Below are 18,581 nucleotides of genomic sequence, written 5' to 3'. Positions count from 1 at the left end.
GTCTTTTTTAAAACTTCGCCACCCGAATTTCTTCGGAACATTAGCGCTGCCGCTCCCTTGTAAGAGGGTCACCGTCAGTGACTCCCACCCCAAAAACAAGGATGGAAACCATGTCCAAGGACAAGACGCTGGAAGACCTTTTTTACGACACACTGCAGGACATCTACTATGCCGAACGGAAGATCCTGAAGGCGCTGCCAAAGATGGCACGCGCGGCTCAATCCCCCGAATTGAAGGCAGGCTTTGAAAAGCACCTTGAGGAAACTGAAGGGCAGGTCGAGCGCCTGGAGCAGATTTTCGAGCTGATGGGCAAACGCGCCAAAGGCAAGACCTGCGACGCAATCGAGGGCATACTTGCCGAGGGCGAAGAGATCATCGAGGAATTCAAGGGAACACACGCCCTCGATGCCGGCCTCATCTCCTCTGCACAAGCCGTGGAACATTATGAAATGGCCCGCTACGGCTCACTGAAGACCTGGGCGCAAACGCTGGGTCTCAAGGAGGCTGCCGGCCTGCTCGACCAGACGCTGCAGCAGGAAACCAACACCGACAAGACCCTGACCAAGCTTGCAAACAGCAGCGTCAATCAGAAGGCAGCCGCCTGAATTGCGACACCCGAAAAGCGGCCGGACCATCCGGCCGCTTCCTTCTGCGTCATCCGGTGTATTTGAAGAAATCGATGAAGGCTCTCAGCGCCGGGCGCATCTGGCGGCGGCTCGGATAGTAGATGCAGAAGCCGGGATAGGGCGGGCACCAATCCTCGAGCACGCGGATAAGGCTGCCGTCCGCCAGTTCCTGCTTCACGCGTATATCGAACAGATAGGAGAGGCCCGCGCCATTGACCGCCGCCAGAACCGCGAGCCGGTCCTCGATCACGATCAAGGGACCGTCGACGGCAACGATCAGCTCTCGCCCGTCCTTCTCGAATTCCCAACGGTAGATCGAGCCGTCGGTGAAACGCCGCTTGATGCAGCGGTGATGGACGAGATCGCGCGGATGCAGCGGCTTCGGATTCTTCTCGAAATAGGCCGGCGAGCCGGCGATGACGGTCCGGATATCAGGCGAGACCTTGACGGCAATCATGTCGCCCTCGATGCTCTCCTCCAGCCGAATGCCGGCATCGAAGCCCTCCTTGACGATGTCGCTGAAGCCGTCCTCGTTGGCGATCTCCAGGGTAATATCCGGATAGGTATTGAGGAAATCGCCGAGCCGCGGCGCCATCAGCAGGTCAGAGGCAAAGCGCGGCGCGGTGATGCGGAGAGTGCCGGCGGGCCGACCACGGGTGGCCAGCGTATCCTCCAGCGCGATATCGATTTCCTCCAGCGCCGGCGCCAGCCGTTGCAGCAGCGCCTCGCCCTCCTCGGTCGGCAACACGCTGCGGGTGGTGCGCGCCAGCAGCCGCACGCCGAGGCTTTCCTCGAGGCGTGAGACGGCATGGCTGACCGCAGACGGCGCGATCGACAATTCCTTGCCGGCGGCGCGGAAGCTGCGATGGGCGGCGACGGCGGCAAAAACCGCCAGTTGGGAGAGTTGGGTCCTGTTCATTAATCTAAATAATAGAACAGCCTATGAGAATTTGCATGGATTTTCATTCACTATGCCGGGACATAGTTTGAACCCGTCGGCCGGCCTTGATGGCCGCCGCCGATCCAACAAGGTTCAAAAGGAACGCAATTATGAAAACCCGCAGGCTTGGCAAGGATCTCACCGTTTCCGCCGTCGGGCTCGGCTGCATGGGCATGAGCTTCGCCTATGGCGCGACTGATGACAACGAATCCGTCAAAACGCTGCATCGCGCCGTCGATCTCGGCGTGACCTTTTTCGATACCGCCGAAACCTATGGCCCCTTCACCAATGAAGAGCTGCTCGGCCGGGCACTGAAACCCGTTCGCGACCGCGTGGTCATCGCCACAAAATTCGGCTTCAAGCTCGACCCTCAGAAATCCGGCCTCGCCGCCATAGTCGGCGTCGACAGCCGTCCCGAGCATATCAAGGAGGTTGCCGAAGCCTCCCTGAAGCGGCTCGGCACCGATGTCATTGATCTCTTCTACCAGCATCGCGTCGATCCGAACGTTCCGATCGAAGACACGGTCGGCGCCATGGCGGAGCTGGTGAGAGCAGGCAAGGTGCGGGCGCTCGGCCTTTCCGAGGCCAGTGCCGCCACCATCCGCCGCGCCCATGCGGTGCATCCGATCGCCGCCGTGCAGAGTGAATATTCGCTCTGGAGCCGAGATCCCGAAGAGGATGTGCTTGCCACCTGCCGCGAACTCGGCATCGGCTTCGTCCCCTACAGCCCACTCGGCCGCGGCTTCCTGACCGGCGCGATCCGCAAGACGGACGACCTCGCCGATGACGACTTCCGGCGCTCGCTGCCGCGCTTCCAAGCCGAGAATTTCGATGCCAACGCCGCCCTCGTGGCCAAGCTCGAATCCCTTGCGAAGGAAAAAGCAGTCACGGCGGCACAACTGGCGCTCGCATGGGTGCTGCATCAGGGCGATACCATCGTCCCGATCCCCGGCGCCCGCAAACTGCATCATCTCGAGCAGAATGCGGCGGCCGCCGATATCGTACTTTCGCCACGAGAAGTGGAGGAACTCGGGGCGATCATCCCGCTCGAAAGCGTCGCCGGCAAGCGCTATACCGATGCCTCGCTGGCCATGACAAATATATGACGCGCAAGCTCTCATTTCTTTACGCAAAGGCATCGGCCCGGCGGCCGGTGCCATTTTAGGGCTGAAAAGAAAAGTGAAGTGACGCGACAGGACCACGAAGTCCCCAAAAGCCGCGGAATTGCCGCCCGTTTGACGCCACGGGGGCGCATCGGCATGGTCGCAAACCCCGCGCTTCCACTCGACGCTCGGTTGACAAACCAACCCGAAATTTTAAGGTGCGGCCAATCAAAACGGGCAGCGTTGGGAGGACTTATGTCTAAGCGCGCGTTTATCGGCTTCTCCGCTTTTCTACTCGCCATCTTCACATCTCTGAGCCCCTCGGCGGCAGCTGATGTCAAACGACAGGTGGTCACCACCAAGGACGGCGATTACTTCGGCTTCGATCTGCGAACGGAGCAGAACGTGACGCTGGATCAATGCTCCGCGTCCTGCATCGGCGACAAGTCCTGCAAGGCCTTCACCTACAATCCCAAGGTGAAGTGGTGCTTCATGAAGTCCGACTTCAATCAGCTCAACAGTTTCCCGGGCGCCGTCGCCGGCAAAATCGTCGAAACCGCCGCAGCCAACGAACCGGATATCGGTGCCGCACCCGCCCTTTCCTTCCTGTCAGACAATTTCGTTCAAAGCGCACGCGATGCAAAGAGCACGCTGACGCTCGGCAGCGAACTGAAGGGGCAAGGCGTCGAAAGCCTGATCGCGCTTGGCCGCATCGAATTGACCTCCGGCAACGTCAACAATGCCCTGAACGCATTCCAGGGCGCGCTCTCGCTCAACCCCGACAATGGCGACCTGTGGATCGAGATGGCGCGGGCCGCCAACACGATCACGAACGATACGTCCGTTGCCACCAAGGCGGCCTATGCGGCGCTCAACGGCTATCAACTGACCCGCACGACGAACAGCCGCGCCGATGCGCTGGCTGTTCTCGCCGAGTCGCTGAAGAACGCGCAGAACTATCGCCCGGCGCTCAGCGCCTACAAGGCAAGCCTCGATCTCGCCAGCTCCGCCGCCGTCCAAGCGGCCTATGACGATCTGCGCGCTCGCCAGGGTTTCCGCGTCACCGGCAACACGCTCGATAATGACAATGCATCGCCGCGCGCCTGCGTGCAGTTCTCCGAAAAGCTGGTGAAGAGCGGCGTCGATTATACGCCATTCGTCACCGTCAATGGTGCTGCGCCGAAGGGCGTCGACGCGAAGGACAATCAAATCTGCGTCGAAGGCCTGGAATTTGGCCAGCATTACCGCATTTCGGTGCGCGCCGGCCTGCCCTCCTCCGTGGATGAAAACCTTGCCGCACAGGTCAATGTCGACGTTTACGTCAAGGACCGCACGGCCTCGCTGCGCTTTACCGGCGACAATTTCGTGCTGCCGTCCACCGCGCGGCGCGGCATCCCGATCGTCTCGGTCAACGCCACCACGGCCAATCTCAAGCTCTACCGCATCGGCGACCGCAACATTGCGCAGATCCTCAACAACTCGCAGTTCCTGACGCAGATGGACAGCTACAGCGCCCAGACCATCCAGGATACCAATGGCGAGCTGGTCTGGCAGGGCTCGATCGAGATCAAGCAGGAACTCAACAAGGATGTCGCGACCAGCTTCCCGGTCGATGAGGCTCTGCCTAAGCGCAAGCCAGGCGTCTATGTGCTGACGGCCGTGGCCCCCAATAGCGGCGGTCAGGAATGGGATCCGCAGGCGACGCAGTGGTTCGTGGTGTCCGATATCGGCGTCACCACCTATGCCGGCACGGACGGCCTGAACGTGTTTGCCCGCTCGCTCGGCAGCGCCAAGCCGCTCGCCGGCGTCCAGCTGCAGCTGCTCGCCAAAAACAATGAAATCCTCGGTACCGCAAAGACTGACGACAACGGCCGCGCCACCTTCAGCGCCGGCCTGATGCGCGGCACGGCGGGCATGACGCCGGCCGTCATAACCGCACAAAACGGCGATCAGGACTATGTCTTCCTCGACATGACGCGCGCCGGCTTCGATCTTTCCGACCGTGGCGTTGCCGGCAGAACCGCGCCCGGCGCGATCGACCTGCTGACATGGACGGAGCGCGGCATCTACCGCGCCGGCGAGACGGTGCATGCCTCGGCGCTTGCCCGCGACGTCAGCTCGACGGCGGTGGAAAACCTGCCGCTCACCTTCGTCTTCCTGCGCCCCGATGGCGTCGAGGACCGCCGCATCGTCACCGATGGCGGCAAGCTCGGCGGCTACAATGTCGACCTGTCGCTGCAGCAGACCTCCATGCGCGGCACCTGGACGATGAATATCTATACCGACCCGAAGGGCGCCTCCATTGGCTCGCAGACCTTCCTCGTCGACGACTTCGTGCCGGATCGTATCGAGTTCGACATGACCAGCGACGCCAAGGAGATCGAAGTCGGCCAGCCGACGCCTGTTAATGTCGACGGACGCTACCTCTATGGCGCGCCGGCCGCCGGCCTCAACCTCGAAGGCGAAGTGACGCTGAAGCCGACGCGCGAAAGCGCCGACTACGTGGGCTATCAGTTCGGCCTTGCCGACGAGGGCGCCGGCAAGGAAAACAATGACGGCGACAGCAGCAGCGGCGACAGCAAGGCCGAAAGCACACAGGTGCCGCTCGAAGATCTGCAGGCGCTGGACGAGAACGGCAAGACCACCTTCGACGTCACCATCAACGACACGCCTTCGACCACGCAGCTTTTGAACGCCAACATCACCGTGCGCATGCAGGAGGCCGGCGGCCGCGCCGTCGAGCGCTCCCTCACGCTGTCGGTCAAGGCCGACGGCTCGCGCATCGGCATCAAGCCGGAATTCGACGGCGATCTCGGCGAAAATTCCGTCGGCAACTTCCACGTCATCGCCATCGACGCGAATGGCCAGAAACAGGCCATGCAGGGCCTGACATGGAAGCTGCTCAGCATCGAGCGCGACTATCAATGGTATCGCGACGGCAACAGCTGGAAATACGAGCCGATCATGTCCACCAAGCAGGTGGCTGTCGGCACGGTGAACGCCACCACCGACGGCGCGGCAATTTCCGTGCCCGTCACCTGGGGCCGCTATCGGCTTGAGGTCTCCACCGCCGATGCGAACGGCCCTGAATCCAGCGTCGAATTCAACGCCGGCTGGTATGTCGCCTCCACCTCGACGGAAACGCCGGATGCACTGGAGATCGCGCTCGACAAGCAGAGCTATAAGGTCGGTGATACCGCCAAGCTCAAGGTAACCTCGCGCTATGCCGGCCAGCTGATGGTGACGGCCGGTGCCGAGACGCTGATTTCGGTCACCAATGCCGATATCGGCGCCACTGGCGGCGAGGTCGACATTCCCGTAACCGCCGATTGGGGCGCCGGCACCTATCTGACCGCGACCCTGTTCCGGCCCGGCGATGCCCAGGAAAGCCGCATGCCGATGCGCGCCATCGGCATCAAATGGGCGCCGGTCGATCCCGGCGAGCGCAAGCTGCAGATCAAGCTCGATGCACCGGCGAAGACCCTGCCGCGCCAGCCGTTGACCATCGGCGTGCAGGTCTCGGGCGCAGGCGCCAATGAAGACGCCTATGTCACGGTTGCTGCCGTCGATGTCGGCATCCTCAACCTGACGCGCTACCAGCCGCCGGCACCGGACGACTGGTATTATGGTCAGCGTCAGCTCGGCCTCGAAATCCGCGACATCTACGGACGCCTCATCGACGGCTCGCTCGGGGCGACCGGCAAGCTGCGCACCGGCGGCGACGGCGGACAGGCGGCCCTGCAGGCGAGCCCACCGACGGAAAAGCTGGTCGCCTTCTTCTCCGGCCCGATCAAGCTGGATGCCAGCGGCAATGCCAATGTCAGCTTCGATATCCCGCAGTTCAATGGTACGGCGCGGTTGATGGCCGTGGCATGGTCGAAATCAGGTGTCGGGCATGCGACGCAGGATGTGATCATCCGCGATCCGGTCGTCGTCACCGCGAGCCTGCCGAAGTTCCTGGCTCCCGGGGATAAGGCCAATCTGCGGCTCGACGTCGCCAACACCGATGCGCCTGCCGGCGACTACACGCTTGCGGTCACGGGCAATAGCGCCGTGAGCGTGGATGCGAATGCCGCACAGCAGAAGATCAACCTGCAGGCCGGCGGAAAATACAATATCACGCTGCCTTTGACAGGCGGACAACCCGGTGCCGGCACTATCGCGATCAAACTGTCGAATGCTTCGGGACTATCGCTCGATCAGTCTGTCGATATTCCCGTTCGGCCGGCGCAGCTGCCGGTCACTGAACGGCGCGTCATCGCGCTTGCGCCCGGCAAAAGCCTGACCGTCAATGCCGATCTTCTCGCCGACAGCGTGCTGCCCGGCGCCTCGGTCAGCGTCAATGTCAGCCGCTCCAGCGCCTTCGACGTGCCGGCGCTGCTGATGAGCCTCAGCCGCTATCCCTATGGCTGCGCCGAACAGACGGCGAGCAGCGCGCTGCCGCTGCTCTATTTCAGCGACATGGCGATCAAGAACGGCCTTGCCGACGACACGGAGATCCACAAGCGCGTCCAGGACGCCATCTATCGCGAAATGTCCTACCAGTCGTCGACCGGCAGCTTCGGCCTCTGGGGTCCGGGATCCGGCGATCTCTGGCTTGATGCCTATGTGACTGACTTCCTGACCCGCGCCCGCGAGCAGAAGTATATCGTGCCGGATCAGGCCATGGTGCAGGCACTGGAAAACCTCCAGAACTCGCTGAGCGCCAACACCAACGTCAAGGATAACGGCAACGAGATCGCCTATGCGCTCTATGTGCTGGCGCGCAACAAGAAGGCCTCGATCAGCGATCTGCGCTACTACGCCGATACGATGCTGAACGACTTCCCGACGCCGCTGTCCAAGGCGCATCTGGCTGCGGCATTGGCCCTCTATGGGGATGCCCAGCGCTCGCGCAACATCTTCGTGGATTCCCTGCAGATGTCGCAGAAGGCGGCGATCACCAAGGTCAGCTTTGCCCGCTCCGACTACGGCTCGTCGCTGCGCGACGGTGCCGCGGTGCTGGCGCTCGCCGCCGAGAGCCGCCCGGTACCGCCGATCATTCCGGATCTGGCAAGCGTCGTTGGCAAGGAATGGCAGAGCCGGGGCTACACCAGCACCCAGGAACAGACCTGGATGCTGCTCGCCGCCCGGGCGCTGCAGAACGGCGACGACGGGTTGACGCTTGATGTCAACGGCGCTGCACACTCCGGCACCTATATGGCGCAGATGTCGGGCGATGCCCTGATGGGCCATCCGCTGACCGTCACCAACACGACGCGCCAGCCGCTGTCTGCGGCCGTCACCACCGTCGCCGCTCCCGTCACGCCGCTGCCGGCCGGCGGCAACGGTTTCAAGATCGAGCGCAAGTACTACACGCTCGACGGCGAAGAGGCGAACGTCAGCCAGGCACAGCAGAACGAGCGCTACGTCGTCGTGCTGCACGTGATAGGAGCCAATGACTGGCCGCAGCGCCTGCTCGTCACAGACCTCCTGCCCGCGGGCTTCGAGATCGACAATCCGAGCATCGTCAGCAGCGCCCAGTTGTCGAACTTCGACTGGCTGAGCGATGTGCAGCCCGCCCATGTCGAATTCCGCAACGACCGCTTCGTCGCCGCCTTCGACCAGACCTACGGCGCCAACCGTGACCTGAGCTTCGCCTATGTCGTGCGCGCCGTCACACCCGGCGTCTACGATCATCCGGCGGCGAGCGTCGAGGACATGTACCGTCCGCAGTTCTCGGCCCGCACGGCGATGGGCCGCATGGAAGTGCTGGCCGCCCAGCAGTAAGAGAGCCATGAAGGCGCGATGGAAGATTGCGATTGGCCTTGGAGCCACTGCCCTGACGGCGGTGGCGTTGGTCTTCGGCCTTAAAGCCGCGGACCGCGCCTTTCCGCCGCCGCTGGACACTGCGCGCATCGTCTCTTCCGAGGTGCTCGACGCCAACGGCGACCTGCTGCGTGCTTTCGCCACGCCCGAGGGGCGCTGGCGACTGAAGATCGGTGTTGCCGACGTCGATCCGCAATTTCTGCGCATGCTGGTCGCCTATGAAGACAGGCGCTTCTACAATCACCACGGCGTCGATCCCATGGCGATCGGCCGCGCGTTCCTGCAGCTCGCCACCCACGGCCGCATCGTCTCCGGCGGCTCGACGCTATCAATGCAGGTGGCGCGCCTGATCGAGCCGCGCAGCGAGCGGTCTGTCACGGCGAAGCTTCTGCAGATCGTCCGCGCCATCCAGATTGAGCGGCGGCTGAGCAAAGAGCAAATCCTCGACCTCTATCTGACGCACGCGCCCTATGGCGGCAATCTCGAGGGTGTCCGAGCTGCGAGCCTTGCCTATTTCGGCAAGGAGCCGCGCCATCTCAGCGTCGCTCAAGCCGCCCTGTTGGTCGCCCTGCCGCAACTGCCGGAAAAGCGCCGGCCGGACCGCAATCTCGCCACCGCCCAGGCCGCCCGCCACCGCGTGCTCGAGCGCGCTGCGGTCGCCGCCATCATCGGCGAAGGGGAAGCCGAACGCGCTGCTCTTTCACCCATACCGGCCAACCGACGGCAGCTGCCAGCCTATGCGGCCCATCTCGCCGAACTGGCGCTGAAGAAGCAGCCTGGCATCATCCAGCATCGAACCACCCTGCGGCGCGATGTCCAGCAGGGGCTGGAAGCAGTTGCCGATGCGGCGGCAAAGCGGCTTGGGCCGAAGGTGTCGGTTGCGATGGTGATGGCCGACGCCAAGAGCGGCGAGATCATCGGCGAGGTCGGCTCGGCCAATTACTTCGATTCCGGCCGCTCGGGCTGGATCGACATGACCCGCGTGCTGCGCTCCCCCGGCTCGACGCTCAAACCCTTCATCTATGGCCTGGCTTTCGAGCAGGGCTATGTGGCGCAGGAGACGATCATCGAGGATCGTCCGGCCGATTTCTACGGCTACCGTCCTCGCAATTTCGACATGACCTACCAGGGCGATGTGAGCGTGCGCCAGGCGCTGCAGCTGTCGCTCAACGTGCCGGCCGTACGCCTGCTCGACGCCGTCGGACCGACCCGGCTGCTGGTGCGCTTCCGCCGCGCCGAGGTGAAGCCGAAGCTTCCGCCGAACGAAGCTCCGGGTCTTGCCATCGGCCTCGGCGGCGTCGGCATCACCCTCAAGGACCTCGTGCAGCTCTATGCCGGGCTTGCCAATCGCGGCAAGCCGATGCGGATCGGCGACGGCATTCAGGACCAGCCGGGACCGATCGACAGCGAACCGCTGATGGAACCGATCGCCGCCTGGAACATCACCGACATTCTCTCCGACATCATCGCGCCCCGCGGCAGCAAGCAGCTCGGCATCGCCTACAAGACCGGCACCAGCTACGGCAACCGCGATGCATGGTCGATCGGCTATGATGGCGCGCATGTGCTCGGCGTCTGGGTCGGTCGTCCCGACAACGGCGCGGTGCCGGGGCTGGCGGGCTATGTTTCGGCGGCACCCATCCTATTCGAAGCCTTCGCCAAATCGGGCGTGGCGATCACGCCTTTCCCGTCGCCTCCCATGGGCGCGGTGCGCATCTCCGCGACCGAGCTGCCGATCAGCCAGCGGCGCTTTTCCGTGACCGCTGCCGGGCTGCTGTCGGCCTCGAACCGCGAGCCGGCGCCACAGATCGTCTATCCCCCGGAAGGGGCGCGCGTCGATCTCGGTGCCAGCGGCGGTGCTGACCAGATCACGCCGCTGGCGCTGAAGCTGCAGGGTGGCCGCGCACCATTCCGATGGCTCGCCAACGGCAAGCCGCTGCCGGATCTTTCGCGCCGCCGCACGAATCAATGGACGCCTGACGGCGCTGGATATTCGACCCTCACCGTCATAGACGCCGCCGGACGTGCGGCAAGCGTGCGGGTTTTCGTCGAATAAGAGCTGTCAAATCATCGCGAGCACGCCGTCGCATTTTTGCCAGCCGGCACCGCCTATGTTATGTTAGACATAACTCAAACGAGGAATGGCGAGATGTCGGAAGAGCAGGCAATCCGTGCGGTTGTTCACCTCTATGTCGATGGCATGGCATTCGCGAATGAGCCCGCGCTGCGAAAGGCGTTCCATCCGCGAGCTGATATCATCGGCAATTATCAAGGCGCAGTCGAATGGATGACGCGGGATGAATTCATCTCGGCGATCGTCGAGGAAGGCAGCGCCCCGCCCGGCACCATACCGTTTATGGAAATCGAACTGATCGACATCGAGGGCGATGCGGCAAGCGTCAAGGTCGTCGACGAATTCGCCGGCATGCGCTTTTCGGACTACCTGTCATTGCTGAAGATCGATGGGCGGTGGAGCGTGGTGAATAAGGTTTATCATTTGCATCGGTAGAGGAGCGGCATTTGAGTATGCGGCGACCATACGCCCTCTGTCAGCTTCGCTGACATCTCCCCCAACAAGGGGGAGATCGTTGGGAGCTTGCGGCTCTTTACCCGTAAAACAATAAGCTGCAGTTTCTGCGGACTCGTGTTGCTTGAGGCGGGCGAGTTCAGCGAGCTACCAATCTCCCCCTTGTGGGGGAGATGTCGCAACAGAGACAGAGGGGGTGGCCGCCCCCTCCGCAAACTCGATAGCAGCAGATTAACCCCGCAAAACTCCACCCGTCGCCTTCGTCACATTGGCGACGATCTTCTGCGTGAGCGCCTCGAAATCCTCGTCGGTCAGCGTGCGCTCGGCCGGCTGGATCTGCACCTCGATGGCGATCGACTTCTTGCCTTCGCCGAGCGATGCGCCCTCGAAAATGTCGAAGACGTTGACGCCGGTCACCAGCTTGCGGTCGGCGCCGACAGCGGCGCGGACGATGGCGCCGGCTTCCACCGTCTTGTCGACCACGAAGGCGAAGTCGCGCTTGACGGCCTGGAACGGCGAAAGCTCAAGTGCCGGCTTGGTGCGCGTCGCCTTCTTCTTCGGCTCGGGCATGGCATCGATATAGACTTCGAAGCCGGCGAGCGCGCCTGACACGTCGAGCGCTTCCAGCGTCTTCGGGTGGAATTCGCCGAAGTAGCCAAGCACGACCTTCGGGCCCATCTTGATGGTGCCGGAACGGCCGGGGTGATACCAGGCGGGGCCACCATGCTCGATCTGGATATTGCTCATGGGCAGGCCGCAGGCTTCGATGACCGCCAGCGCGTCAGCCTTGGCATCGAAGACATCAACCGGCTTGCCGCCGCCCTTGGCGGCGTTCGACCACATGCGCCCGGCGCCGGCGAGCGTCGCCGTGCCACGGCGAATGCCGCCGGCAACGCGGCGCTGACCCTCGGGCGTGTCGTTCTCATAGGTGCCGGAAACTTCGAAGATCGCGGCGTCGCCATAGCCCTTGTCGGCGTTGCGCTGCGCGGCCGAGAGCAGACCCGGCAGCAGCGAAGGGCGCATGTCGGACATGTCTGAGGCGATCGGGTTGGCGAGCTTCAGCGCGTTGGAGCCGCCGCCGAAGAGCTTCGCCTGGTCTTCAGCGATGAACGACCAGGTGACGGCTTCCAGCATGCCGCGGGCAGCAAGCGCCCGCTTGGCCGAGCGGGTGCGGATCTGCAGCACCGTCAGGATCTTGCCGTTGACCGCGGCATGACTGCTAAGCGGCTGCGGCTTGATGTTGTCGACGCCGTGGATGCGCATGATTTCTTCGACGAGGTCGGCCTTGCCGTCGACATCCGGACGCCAGGAGGGAACGGCGACGGAGACACGTTCGCCGGAGCCGGACACCGAGAAGCCGAGCTTCGTCAGAATGGACTTGCTTTCCTCGGCAGAGACCTCGAGGCCGGTCAGGCGCTTAACTTCCGACAGCGGGAAATCGACGATCTTGGGCTCATAACCCTTGTAACCTTCGACCTTGGCCATGGCGGCCGTGCCGCCACAGCAGGCAAGCACCAGCTCGGTCGTGCGCTCGAGGCCTGGAACCATATATTCCGGATCGACGCCGCGCTCGAAGCGATAGCGCGCATCGGTGATGATGCCGAGGCTGCGGCCGCTCTTGGCGATGTTCATCGGGTCCCAGAGCGCCGACTCGATCAGCACATCGGTTGTGTTCTCGTCGCAGCCGGAATGCTCGCCGCCCATGATGCCGCCGATCGACTCGACGCCGTTATCATCGGCGATCACGACATTGCTCGGGTTCAGCTTGTATTCGCGCTGGTCGAGCGCCAACACGGTCTCGCCGTCCCTGGCGCGGCGCACCACCAGATTGCCCTTGACCTTGGCCGCGTCGAAGACGTGCATCGGCCGGCCCTGGTCGAAGGTCATGTAGTTGGTGATATCGACCAGCGCGCTAATGGGGCGAAGGCCGATGGCGAGCAGCCGCTGCTGCATCCACTTCGGGCTCGGGCCGTTCTTGACGCCGCGCACGAGGCGAAGGGCGAAGCCGGGGCAAAGCCTGGTATCGTCGAGCACGATCTTCAGCGCGACGGGCGTTTCGCCTTCGACGGCGAAGGCCGGCATCGCGAGCGGCTTCAGCGTACCGAGGCCGGAGGCGGCGAGATCGCGGGCAATGCCGTAGACGCTGGTGCAATCCGGGCGGTTCGGCGTCAGGTTGATCTCGATGATCGGATCGTCGAGGCCGGCATAGGCAGCAAAGCTGGTGCCGACAGGCGCATCCTCGGGCAAGTCGATGATGCCGTCATGGCTGTCGGAGATTTCCAGTTCCTTTTCCGAGCACATCATGCCGCGGCTCTCGACGCCACGGATGTTGCCGACGGCGAGCGTCACATCGATGCCGGGAACGTAAGTGCCCGGCGCAGCAAAGGCGCCGACGAGGCCGGCGCGCGCATTCGGCGCACCGCAGACGACCTGAACCGGGGCGCCACTGCCCGTATCGACCATCAGCACCTTCAGACGATCGGCCTGGGGGTGCTTTTCGGCCGTCAGAACCTTGGCGATGACGAAAGGCTTGAAAGCGGCCTTGTCGTCGACATCCTCGACCTCAAGCCCGATCATCGTCAGGCGGGCGCAGATTTCGTCGAGCGTGGCATCCGTTTGCAGGTGCTCTTTCAGCCAGGAGAGTGTGAATTTCATCTGATCAATCCTTGCTTACGCGCTCAGGCCGCCGAACAAAGTCGGCATGTCGAGGGGGCGGAAGCCGTAATGGTTCATCCAGCGGACGTCGGCATTGAAGAAATCGCGCAGGTCCGGCATGCCATATTTCAGCATGGCGATGCGGTCGAGGCCCATGCCCCAGGCAAAGCCCTGATACTCATCCGGATCGAGGCCGCCATAGCGCAGCACGTTCGGATGCACCATGCCGCAGCCGAGGATTTCCATCCAGTCGGTGCCCTCGCCGAACTTGACGATCGGGCCGGAGCGGTCGCACTGGATATCGACCTCGAAGGACGGCTCCGTGAACGGGAAGAAGGACGGACGGAAACGCATCGTCACATTGTCGACCTCGAAGAAGGTCTTGCAGAATTCTTCCAGCACCCAGCGGATATTGGCGACATTCGCCGTCTTGTCGATGACCAGGCCCTCGACCTGATGGAACATCGGCGAATGCGTGGCGTCGCTATCCTGGCGGTAGGTCTTGCCGGGAATGATGATGCGGATTGGCGGCTTTTGCGCTTCCATAGTGCGGATCTGCACCGGCGAGGTGTGCGTGCGCAGCACCTTGCGCTCACCCTTATCGTCCGGCTGGAAGAAGAAGGTATCGTGCATCTCGCGGGCCGGATGTCCTTCAGGGAAGTTCAGCGCCGTGAAGTTATAGTAATCGGTCTCGACATCCGGGCCTTCGGCGATCGAGAAGCCCATGTCGCCGAAGATCGCGGTGATCTCGTCGACGATCTGGCTGATCGGATGAATGCGGCCGCGTTCAGCCGGAGAAGAGCGCACCGGCAGGCTGACATCGACGGTCTCGGCCTTCAGCTTCGCGTCGATGGCGGCATCCTTCAACGCGCCCTTGCGGGCATTGATGGCCTCGGTGACGGAGTTCTTCAGCGCGTTGATCGCAGCACCCCGTGTCTGCCGCTCTTCCGGCGACATCGAGCCCAGCGTCTTCAGCAGTTCCGAAACCGAGCCCTTCTTGCCGAGCGCGGCCACCCTGATCGCCTCGATCGACTGCTCGTCGGTCGCCGCGGCCACATCGGCCATGAGTTGGGTTTCAAGTGTTACGAGTTCCGTCATCTGATCCTGCCTTGCGGGCGGCGGGCTTGGAACGCCGCTCAGTCCGCGGAATAATGGATGAACGCCCACATCAGACAGCTTTTGGCAACGATGAGGCGCTGCAGATCACTACCCATGTGCAAGCGGCCAATCAACCGGGCAAATGACAAAAACCCGCCGAGAAAGCGGTCCTTGGCACTTGCCGCCCGATACGCGATCCATTTCCCGGGGTTCCGCCCGACAGGACCGCCTGACACGATGGAAAAGCGTAGGCTGCAAAACACAAAACCCGCGCCGGTTTTGCCAGCGCGGGTTTCATAATGAATTTACGAAAGACGTGCGAAGCGGCGTTAGCTAACGACTGCTTCAAACTCGTTCTTCGTGCCGGCATCCTTCAGGTACTCGAGCGCCTTCTTGGAGGCAGCAACGAGCGCACCGAAAGCTTCCGGCTCATGGATCGCCATATCGGAGAGAACCTTACGGTCGACTTCGATGCCAGCCTTGGTCAGGCCGTCGATGAAGCGGCCGTAGGTCAGGCCGGATTCGCGGACGGCAGCATTGATGCGCTGGATCCAGAGGGCGCGAAAATTGCGCTTGTTGACCTTGCGGTCGCGGTAAGCGTACTGCTTGGAACGATCGACAGCGGCCTTGGCGGTACGGATGGTGTTCTTGCGGCGGCCGTAGAAGCCGCGAGCCTGCTTCAGAACCTTCTTATGCTTGGCGTGGGCGGTAACGCCTCTTTTTACACGTGCCATTTCATGATCTCCTTAGTCTATAGCGTTACGAATAGTCTTAGAGACCGTTCGGCAAGTAGTTCTTGATTACCTTACGGCCATCCGGTTCTGCGAGAACCATGGTGCCGCGGGCATCGCGAATGAACTTGTTGCTACGCTTGATCATGCCGTGGCGCTTGCCAGCAGCGGCTGCCTTGACCTTGCCGGTCGCGGTGATCTTGAACCGCTTCTTGGCAGAGGACTTCGTCTTCATCTTGGGCATTTTGCTACTCCTTTGGTGCTTCCGTGCGCGCTTTGCTAAAGAGCCCTTCCCACAGATCCGGCTAGGCCGGGCTGCGACAAGGTGCCGGAGCGTTTGTTGTTGAACGGCGGATACGGTGATGAACCGCCCCGCCAGCATTCTGAACTGCCACGGCATGCCCTGCCGGTCAGTTCGGACGCGCGCTTATAACCGCAGTTGCCTCAGAGTGCAACGGGCCAGACGCCTGAATCTTTGCAGATCGATGACAGGCATCGACATTGCTGCAAAAAAGGAAAAAGCCGCCCAATGGGACGGCTCCGACCTCTTACTCCAACTTGCGCCTCACTTCGGCGCAAGCACCATCATCATCTGACGGCCTTCGAGCTTGGGCTCGGCTTCCACCTTGGCGATCTCAATCGTGTCTTCCTTGACCTGCTGAAGAAGCTTCATGCCGAGTTCCTGGTGGGCCATTTCGCGGCCACGGAACTTCAAGGTCACCTTCACCTTGTCGCCTTCCTCGAAGAAACGGCCGATCGCCTTCATCTTCACCTCATAGTCATGGGTGTCGATGTTCGGACGCATCTTGATTTCTTTGACTTCGACGATCTTCTGCTTCTTGCGCGCCTCGGCGGCCTTCTTCTGGTTAGCGTATTTCAGCTTGCCCAGATCGAGAATCTTGCACACAGGCGGTTCAGCATTGGGGGAAATCTCCACCAGATCGAGGCCGGCCTCCTCTGCCATTCTCAACGCCTGGTCCGTCGCGACGATACCCATATTAGCGCCGTCAGCTCCAATGAGCTGAACTTTGGGAATGCGAATTTCCCTGTTGGAACGTGGCCCGTCCTTTACGGGCGCATCGGTTTTAAAGGGTCTGCGAATGGTCGTATTCTCCACGAATTGTTTCGGATTAGCTGCAGCCTCTCGCTCCCATCAGCGCAACTGACGGAAATGTCGTAAAAGCTGTGTTGAAGTCAATAGCATGACATCAGGAAAAAATCACCTCTTGCGTGTCAATACAGTATCACGGCAGCGCAAGATGCGCGAAGGACACAGTATTATTCCAAAAAGAAGTGGAAACCCGCGTGAAAAGCCCGACGATTTTTCGGGTCATGCGCGCGCGAATCTGCTCTATAGGGCAAAAATTCCGGGAGTTTCTTGATGTCCGAAGCAGCCGCAGGCACTCAGCCGACCTTCCTTTCCGTTGGCACGGGCGACGGCCAGCGTCAAATCGCCGTCTGCCAGCGTGCCGCCGGCAAGGGCTCGAAGGACATAAGCTTCGTGTGGCTATCCGGCTATCGATCCGACATGAGCGGCGCCAAGGCGCTGGAACTGGATGCGCTGGCCGAGCGGCTCGGTCTCGGCTGCATCCGCTTCGATTATTCCGGCCACGGCCAATCCGGCGGCAAGTTCACCGACGGCACGATCTCGCGCTGGCTGGAAGAGGCGCTTGATGTCATAGAGCATACCAAGCCGACCCGGATCGTCCTCGTCGGCTCCTCCATGGGCGGCTGGATCGCGCTCAGGGTCATCCAGGAATTGCGCAAGCGCAAAGAGGCGCCTGCCATCGCAGGTCTCCTGCTGATTGCGCCAGCCCCGGATTTCACCGTGGATCTCATCGAGCCCAATCTCTCCGATGTCGAGCGGCGCTCGCTGGCAGAGCGCGGCTATTTCGAAGAACCGTCGGACTATAGTCCCGAGCCGAACATCTTCACCCGCGCCCTCATCGAGGACGGCCGCGCCAATCGCGTGCTGACCGGCATCATCGAGACCGGCTGCCCGGTCCATATCCTGCAGGGGATGCAGGACGCCGACGTGCCCTTTGCCCATTCGTTGAAGCTGGTCGAGCACCTGCCTGCCGACGACGTGGTGTTAACACTTGTGCGTGACGGCGATCACCGCCTGTCACGACCGCAGGATCTGGAGCGCATGCTGGCGGCAGCGGAGACGCTGGCAACGCATAATATTGCATAAAATCAAATAGCTATCATGTCGCCAGATTGATAAGCGGCTCCCTCGTCGTGGCGGGTTGGCTTGGTACCTCCGTAATCGCAGGAGGCATGAGATTATGGCAACTATCTCCTTGATTGTGCCGAAATTAACCATATAGGCCGGTTCCGACGTTAACACTTAAGTAACGATTGACTTCGCACGCCCCCCTACATTAACAATTTGTTAACAAATGCAGGGACGATACAAGGAATAGTGGGCGTGCGTATTAAGGGCCTTTTGGTTGCTTTCGCTGCTATAGTTGCGATGTCGTCGTCGGCGATGCCGGCGTCTCAGCAGACCGCGTCGATGACCGTCGGCAACGTCACTTCCCAGCCTATCGGGCACTATGATTTCTGCCAGAGGCACACCGACGAGTGCGGCCCGACCCGCAATGTCGGCCCGGTCGACTTGAATGCCGCCTCCTGGGCGCTGGTCAACCAGATCAACCTGCGCGTCAACAAGACCATCCGGCCCGCGACGGACATGGAAGTCTACGGCCAGGAAGAATATTGGGAATATCCGAAGACCGCCGGCGACTGTGAGGATTTTGCCCTATTGAAGCGCAGGCTGCTGATGCAGAGCGGCATCTCCGCCTCCGACCTGCTGATGACGGTCGTGCGCAAGCCCGACGGCGAGGGCCATGCCGTGCTGACGCTACGCACGAAGCAGGGCGATTATATCCTCGACAATCTCGAGGACGAGATAAAGATCTGGTCCAAGACCCCCTATTCCTACCTGAAGCGTCAGGCGAGCTTCAACGCCGGTCGCTGGGTCACCATCGAGAACGGCAACGACGTTCTGGTCGGCGCCGTCAAGTAAGCACCGAAATCATCGACCTCGCAAAGAAGGCCGGCAGATTTGCCGGCCTTCTTTGTTCATTG

The 18,581-nt window shown here is 61.9% G+C and carries 13 protein-coding genes; 7 read left to right on the top strand and 6 right to left on the bottom strand.

The features are described from left to right. Positions 1-110: 110 nt before the first annotated feature. Positions 111-605: a YciE/YciF ferroxidase family protein gene (locus tag AB8B29_RS18665; protein ID WP_092574527.1), complete on the top strand. Its 495-nt coding sequence runs from the start codon at positions 111-113 to the stop codon at positions 603-605. A gap of 49 nt (positions 606-654) precedes the next feature. Here the strand turns inward: AB8B29_RS18665 and AB8B29_RS18660 are convergent, their stop codons facing one another. Further along, entirely contained in the window at positions 655-1,545 is an 891-nt protein-coding gene (locus AB8B29_RS18660) for a LysR family transcriptional regulator (RefSeq protein ID WP_037197190.1), read from the bottom strand. A 131-nt stretch (positions 1,546-1,676) separates the two neighbouring features. On the opposite strand from AB8B29_RS18660, the gene AB8B29_RS18655 reads away from it, so the two are divergent. The 4 genes from AB8B29_RS18655 (at position 1,677) to AB8B29_RS18640 (ending at position 10,986) form a co-directional block, all read left to right on the top strand. Next, entirely contained in the window at positions 1,677-2,672 is a 996-nt protein-coding gene (locus AB8B29_RS18655) for an aldo/keto reductase (RefSeq protein ID WP_092574495.1), read from the top strand. Between the two features lie 252 nt (positions 2,673-2,924). Continuing rightward, positions 2,925-8,438 (top strand): MG2 domain-containing protein, encoded by a 5,514-nt coding sequence (locus AB8B29_RS18650; protein ID WP_439006655.1) that lies wholly within the window; start codon positions 2,925-2,927, stop codon positions 8,436-8,438. Between the two features lie 7 nt (positions 8,439-8,445). Continuing rightward, positions 8,446-10,533 (top strand): penicillin-binding protein 1C, encoded by a 2,088-nt coding sequence (gene pbpC, locus AB8B29_RS18645; protein ID WP_047641182.1) that lies wholly within the window; start codon positions 8,446-8,448, stop codon positions 10,531-10,533. A gap of 93 nt (positions 10,534-10,626) precedes the next feature. Beyond that, on the top strand, positions 10,627-10,986 hold the full coding sequence (locus AB8B29_RS18640) for a nuclear transport factor 2 family protein (protein WP_034514153.1): 360 nt from the start codon (positions 10,627-10,629) through the stop codon (positions 10,984-10,986). A 249-nt stretch (positions 10,987-11,235) separates the two neighbouring features. On the opposite strand, the gene pheT is transcribed toward AB8B29_RS18640, so the two are convergent. The 5 genes from pheT to infC form a co-directional block, all read right to left on the bottom strand. Continuing rightward, the gene (gene pheT, locus AB8B29_RS18635; RefSeq protein WP_112441492.1) at positions 11,236-13,659 is read right to left on the bottom strand and encodes a phenylalanine--tRNA ligase subunit beta; all 2,424 of its coding nucleotides are present in this window, start codon (positions 13,657-13,659) and stop codon (positions 11,236-11,238) included. A 15-nt stretch (positions 13,660-13,674) separates the two neighbouring features. Further along, a complete protein-coding gene (gene pheS / locus AB8B29_RS18630; RefSeq protein WP_047556343.1) occupies positions 13,675-14,757 on the bottom strand; it encodes a phenylalanine--tRNA ligase subunit alpha in 1,083 nt (360 codons plus the stop codon). A 329-nt stretch (positions 14,758-15,086) separates the two neighbouring features. After that, positions 15,087-15,491 carry a 50S ribosomal protein L20 gene (gene rplT, locus AB8B29_RS18625; protein WP_047556345.1) on the bottom strand — a complete coding sequence of 135 codons (405 nt, stop codon included), beginning with the start codon at positions 15,489-15,491 and terminating at the stop codon, positions 15,087-15,089. A 37-nt stretch (positions 15,492-15,528) separates the two neighbouring features. Further along, a complete protein-coding gene (gene rpmI, locus AB8B29_RS18620; protein WP_003544621.1) occupies positions 15,529-15,732 on the bottom strand; it encodes a 50S ribosomal protein L35 in 204 nt (67 codons plus the stop codon). A 321-nt stretch (positions 15,733-16,053) separates the two neighbouring features. Next, the gene (gene infC / locus AB8B29_RS18615; RefSeq protein WP_173411338.1) at positions 16,054-16,590 is read right to left on the bottom strand and encodes a translation initiation factor IF-3; all 537 of its coding nucleotides are present in this window, start codon (positions 16,588-16,590) and stop codon (positions 16,054-16,056) included. Between the two features lie 279 nt (positions 16,591-16,869). Here infC and AB8B29_RS18610 point away from each other — a divergent pair, with 279 nt between their 5' ends. Next, positions 16,870-17,682, top strand: a complete 813-nt coding sequence (locus tag AB8B29_RS18610; RefSeq protein ID WP_112441494.1) for an alpha/beta fold hydrolase — start codon at positions 16,870-16,872, stop codon at positions 17,680-17,682. Between the two features lie 237 nt (positions 17,683-17,919). After that, positions 17,920-18,519 (top strand): transglutaminase-like cysteine peptidase, encoded by a 600-nt coding sequence (locus AB8B29_RS18605; protein WP_037197180.1) that lies wholly within the window; start codon positions 17,920-17,922, stop codon positions 18,517-18,519. Positions 18,520-18,581 lie beyond the last annotated feature (62 nt).

Source organism: Rhizobium sp. 11_C7_N12_5 (genome assembly GCF_051811145.1).
GTDB classification, from domain to species: Bacteria; Pseudomonadota; Alphaproteobacteria; order Rhizobiales; family Rhizobiaceae; genus Rhizobium; species Rhizobium lusitanum.
Note: the sequence above shows the minus strand (reverse complement) of the source record. Positions and strands in the feature narration are given on the sequence as shown.

Coding starts and splice junctions, on each gene's coding strand:
- AB8B29_RS18665 (WP_092574527.1), top strand. CDS start 111: ATGTCCAAGGACAAGACGCTGGAAGACCTTTTTTACGACACACTGCAG.
- AB8B29_RS18660 (WP_037197190.1), bottom strand. CDS start 1,545: ATGAACAGGACCCAACTCTCCCAACTGGCGGTTTTTGCCGCCGTCGCC.
- AB8B29_RS18655 (WP_092574495.1), top strand. CDS start 1,677: ATGAAAACCCGCAGGCTTGGCAAGGATCTCACCGTTTCCGCCGTCGGG.
- AB8B29_RS18650 (WP_439006655.1), top strand. CDS start 2,925: ATGTCTAAGCGCGCGTTTATCGGCTTCTCCGCTTTTCTACTCGCCATC.
- pbpC (WP_047641182.1), top strand. CDS start 8,446: ATGAAGGCGCGATGGAAGATTGCGATTGGCCTTGGAGCCACTGCCCTG.
- AB8B29_RS18640 (WP_034514153.1), top strand. CDS start 10,627: ATGTCGGAAGAGCAGGCAATCCGTGCGGTTGTTCACCTCTATGTCGAT.
- pheT (WP_112441492.1), bottom strand. CDS start 13,659: ATGAAATTCACACTCTCCTGGCTGAAAGAGCACCTGCAAACGGATGCC.
- pheS (WP_047556343.1), bottom strand. CDS start 14,757: ATGACGGAACTCGTAACACTTGAAACCCAACTCATGGCCGATGTGGCC.
- rplT (WP_047556345.1), bottom strand. CDS start 15,491: ATGGCACGTGTAAAAAGAGGCGTTACCGCCCACGCCAAGCATAAGAAG.
- rpmI (WP_003544621.1), bottom strand. CDS start 15,732: ATGCCCAAGATGAAGACGAAGTCCTCTGCCAAGAAGCGGTTCAAGATC.
- AB8B29_RS18610 (WP_112441494.1), top strand. CDS start 16,870: ATGTCCGAAGCAGCCGCAGGCACTCAGCCGACCTTCCTTTCCGTTGGC.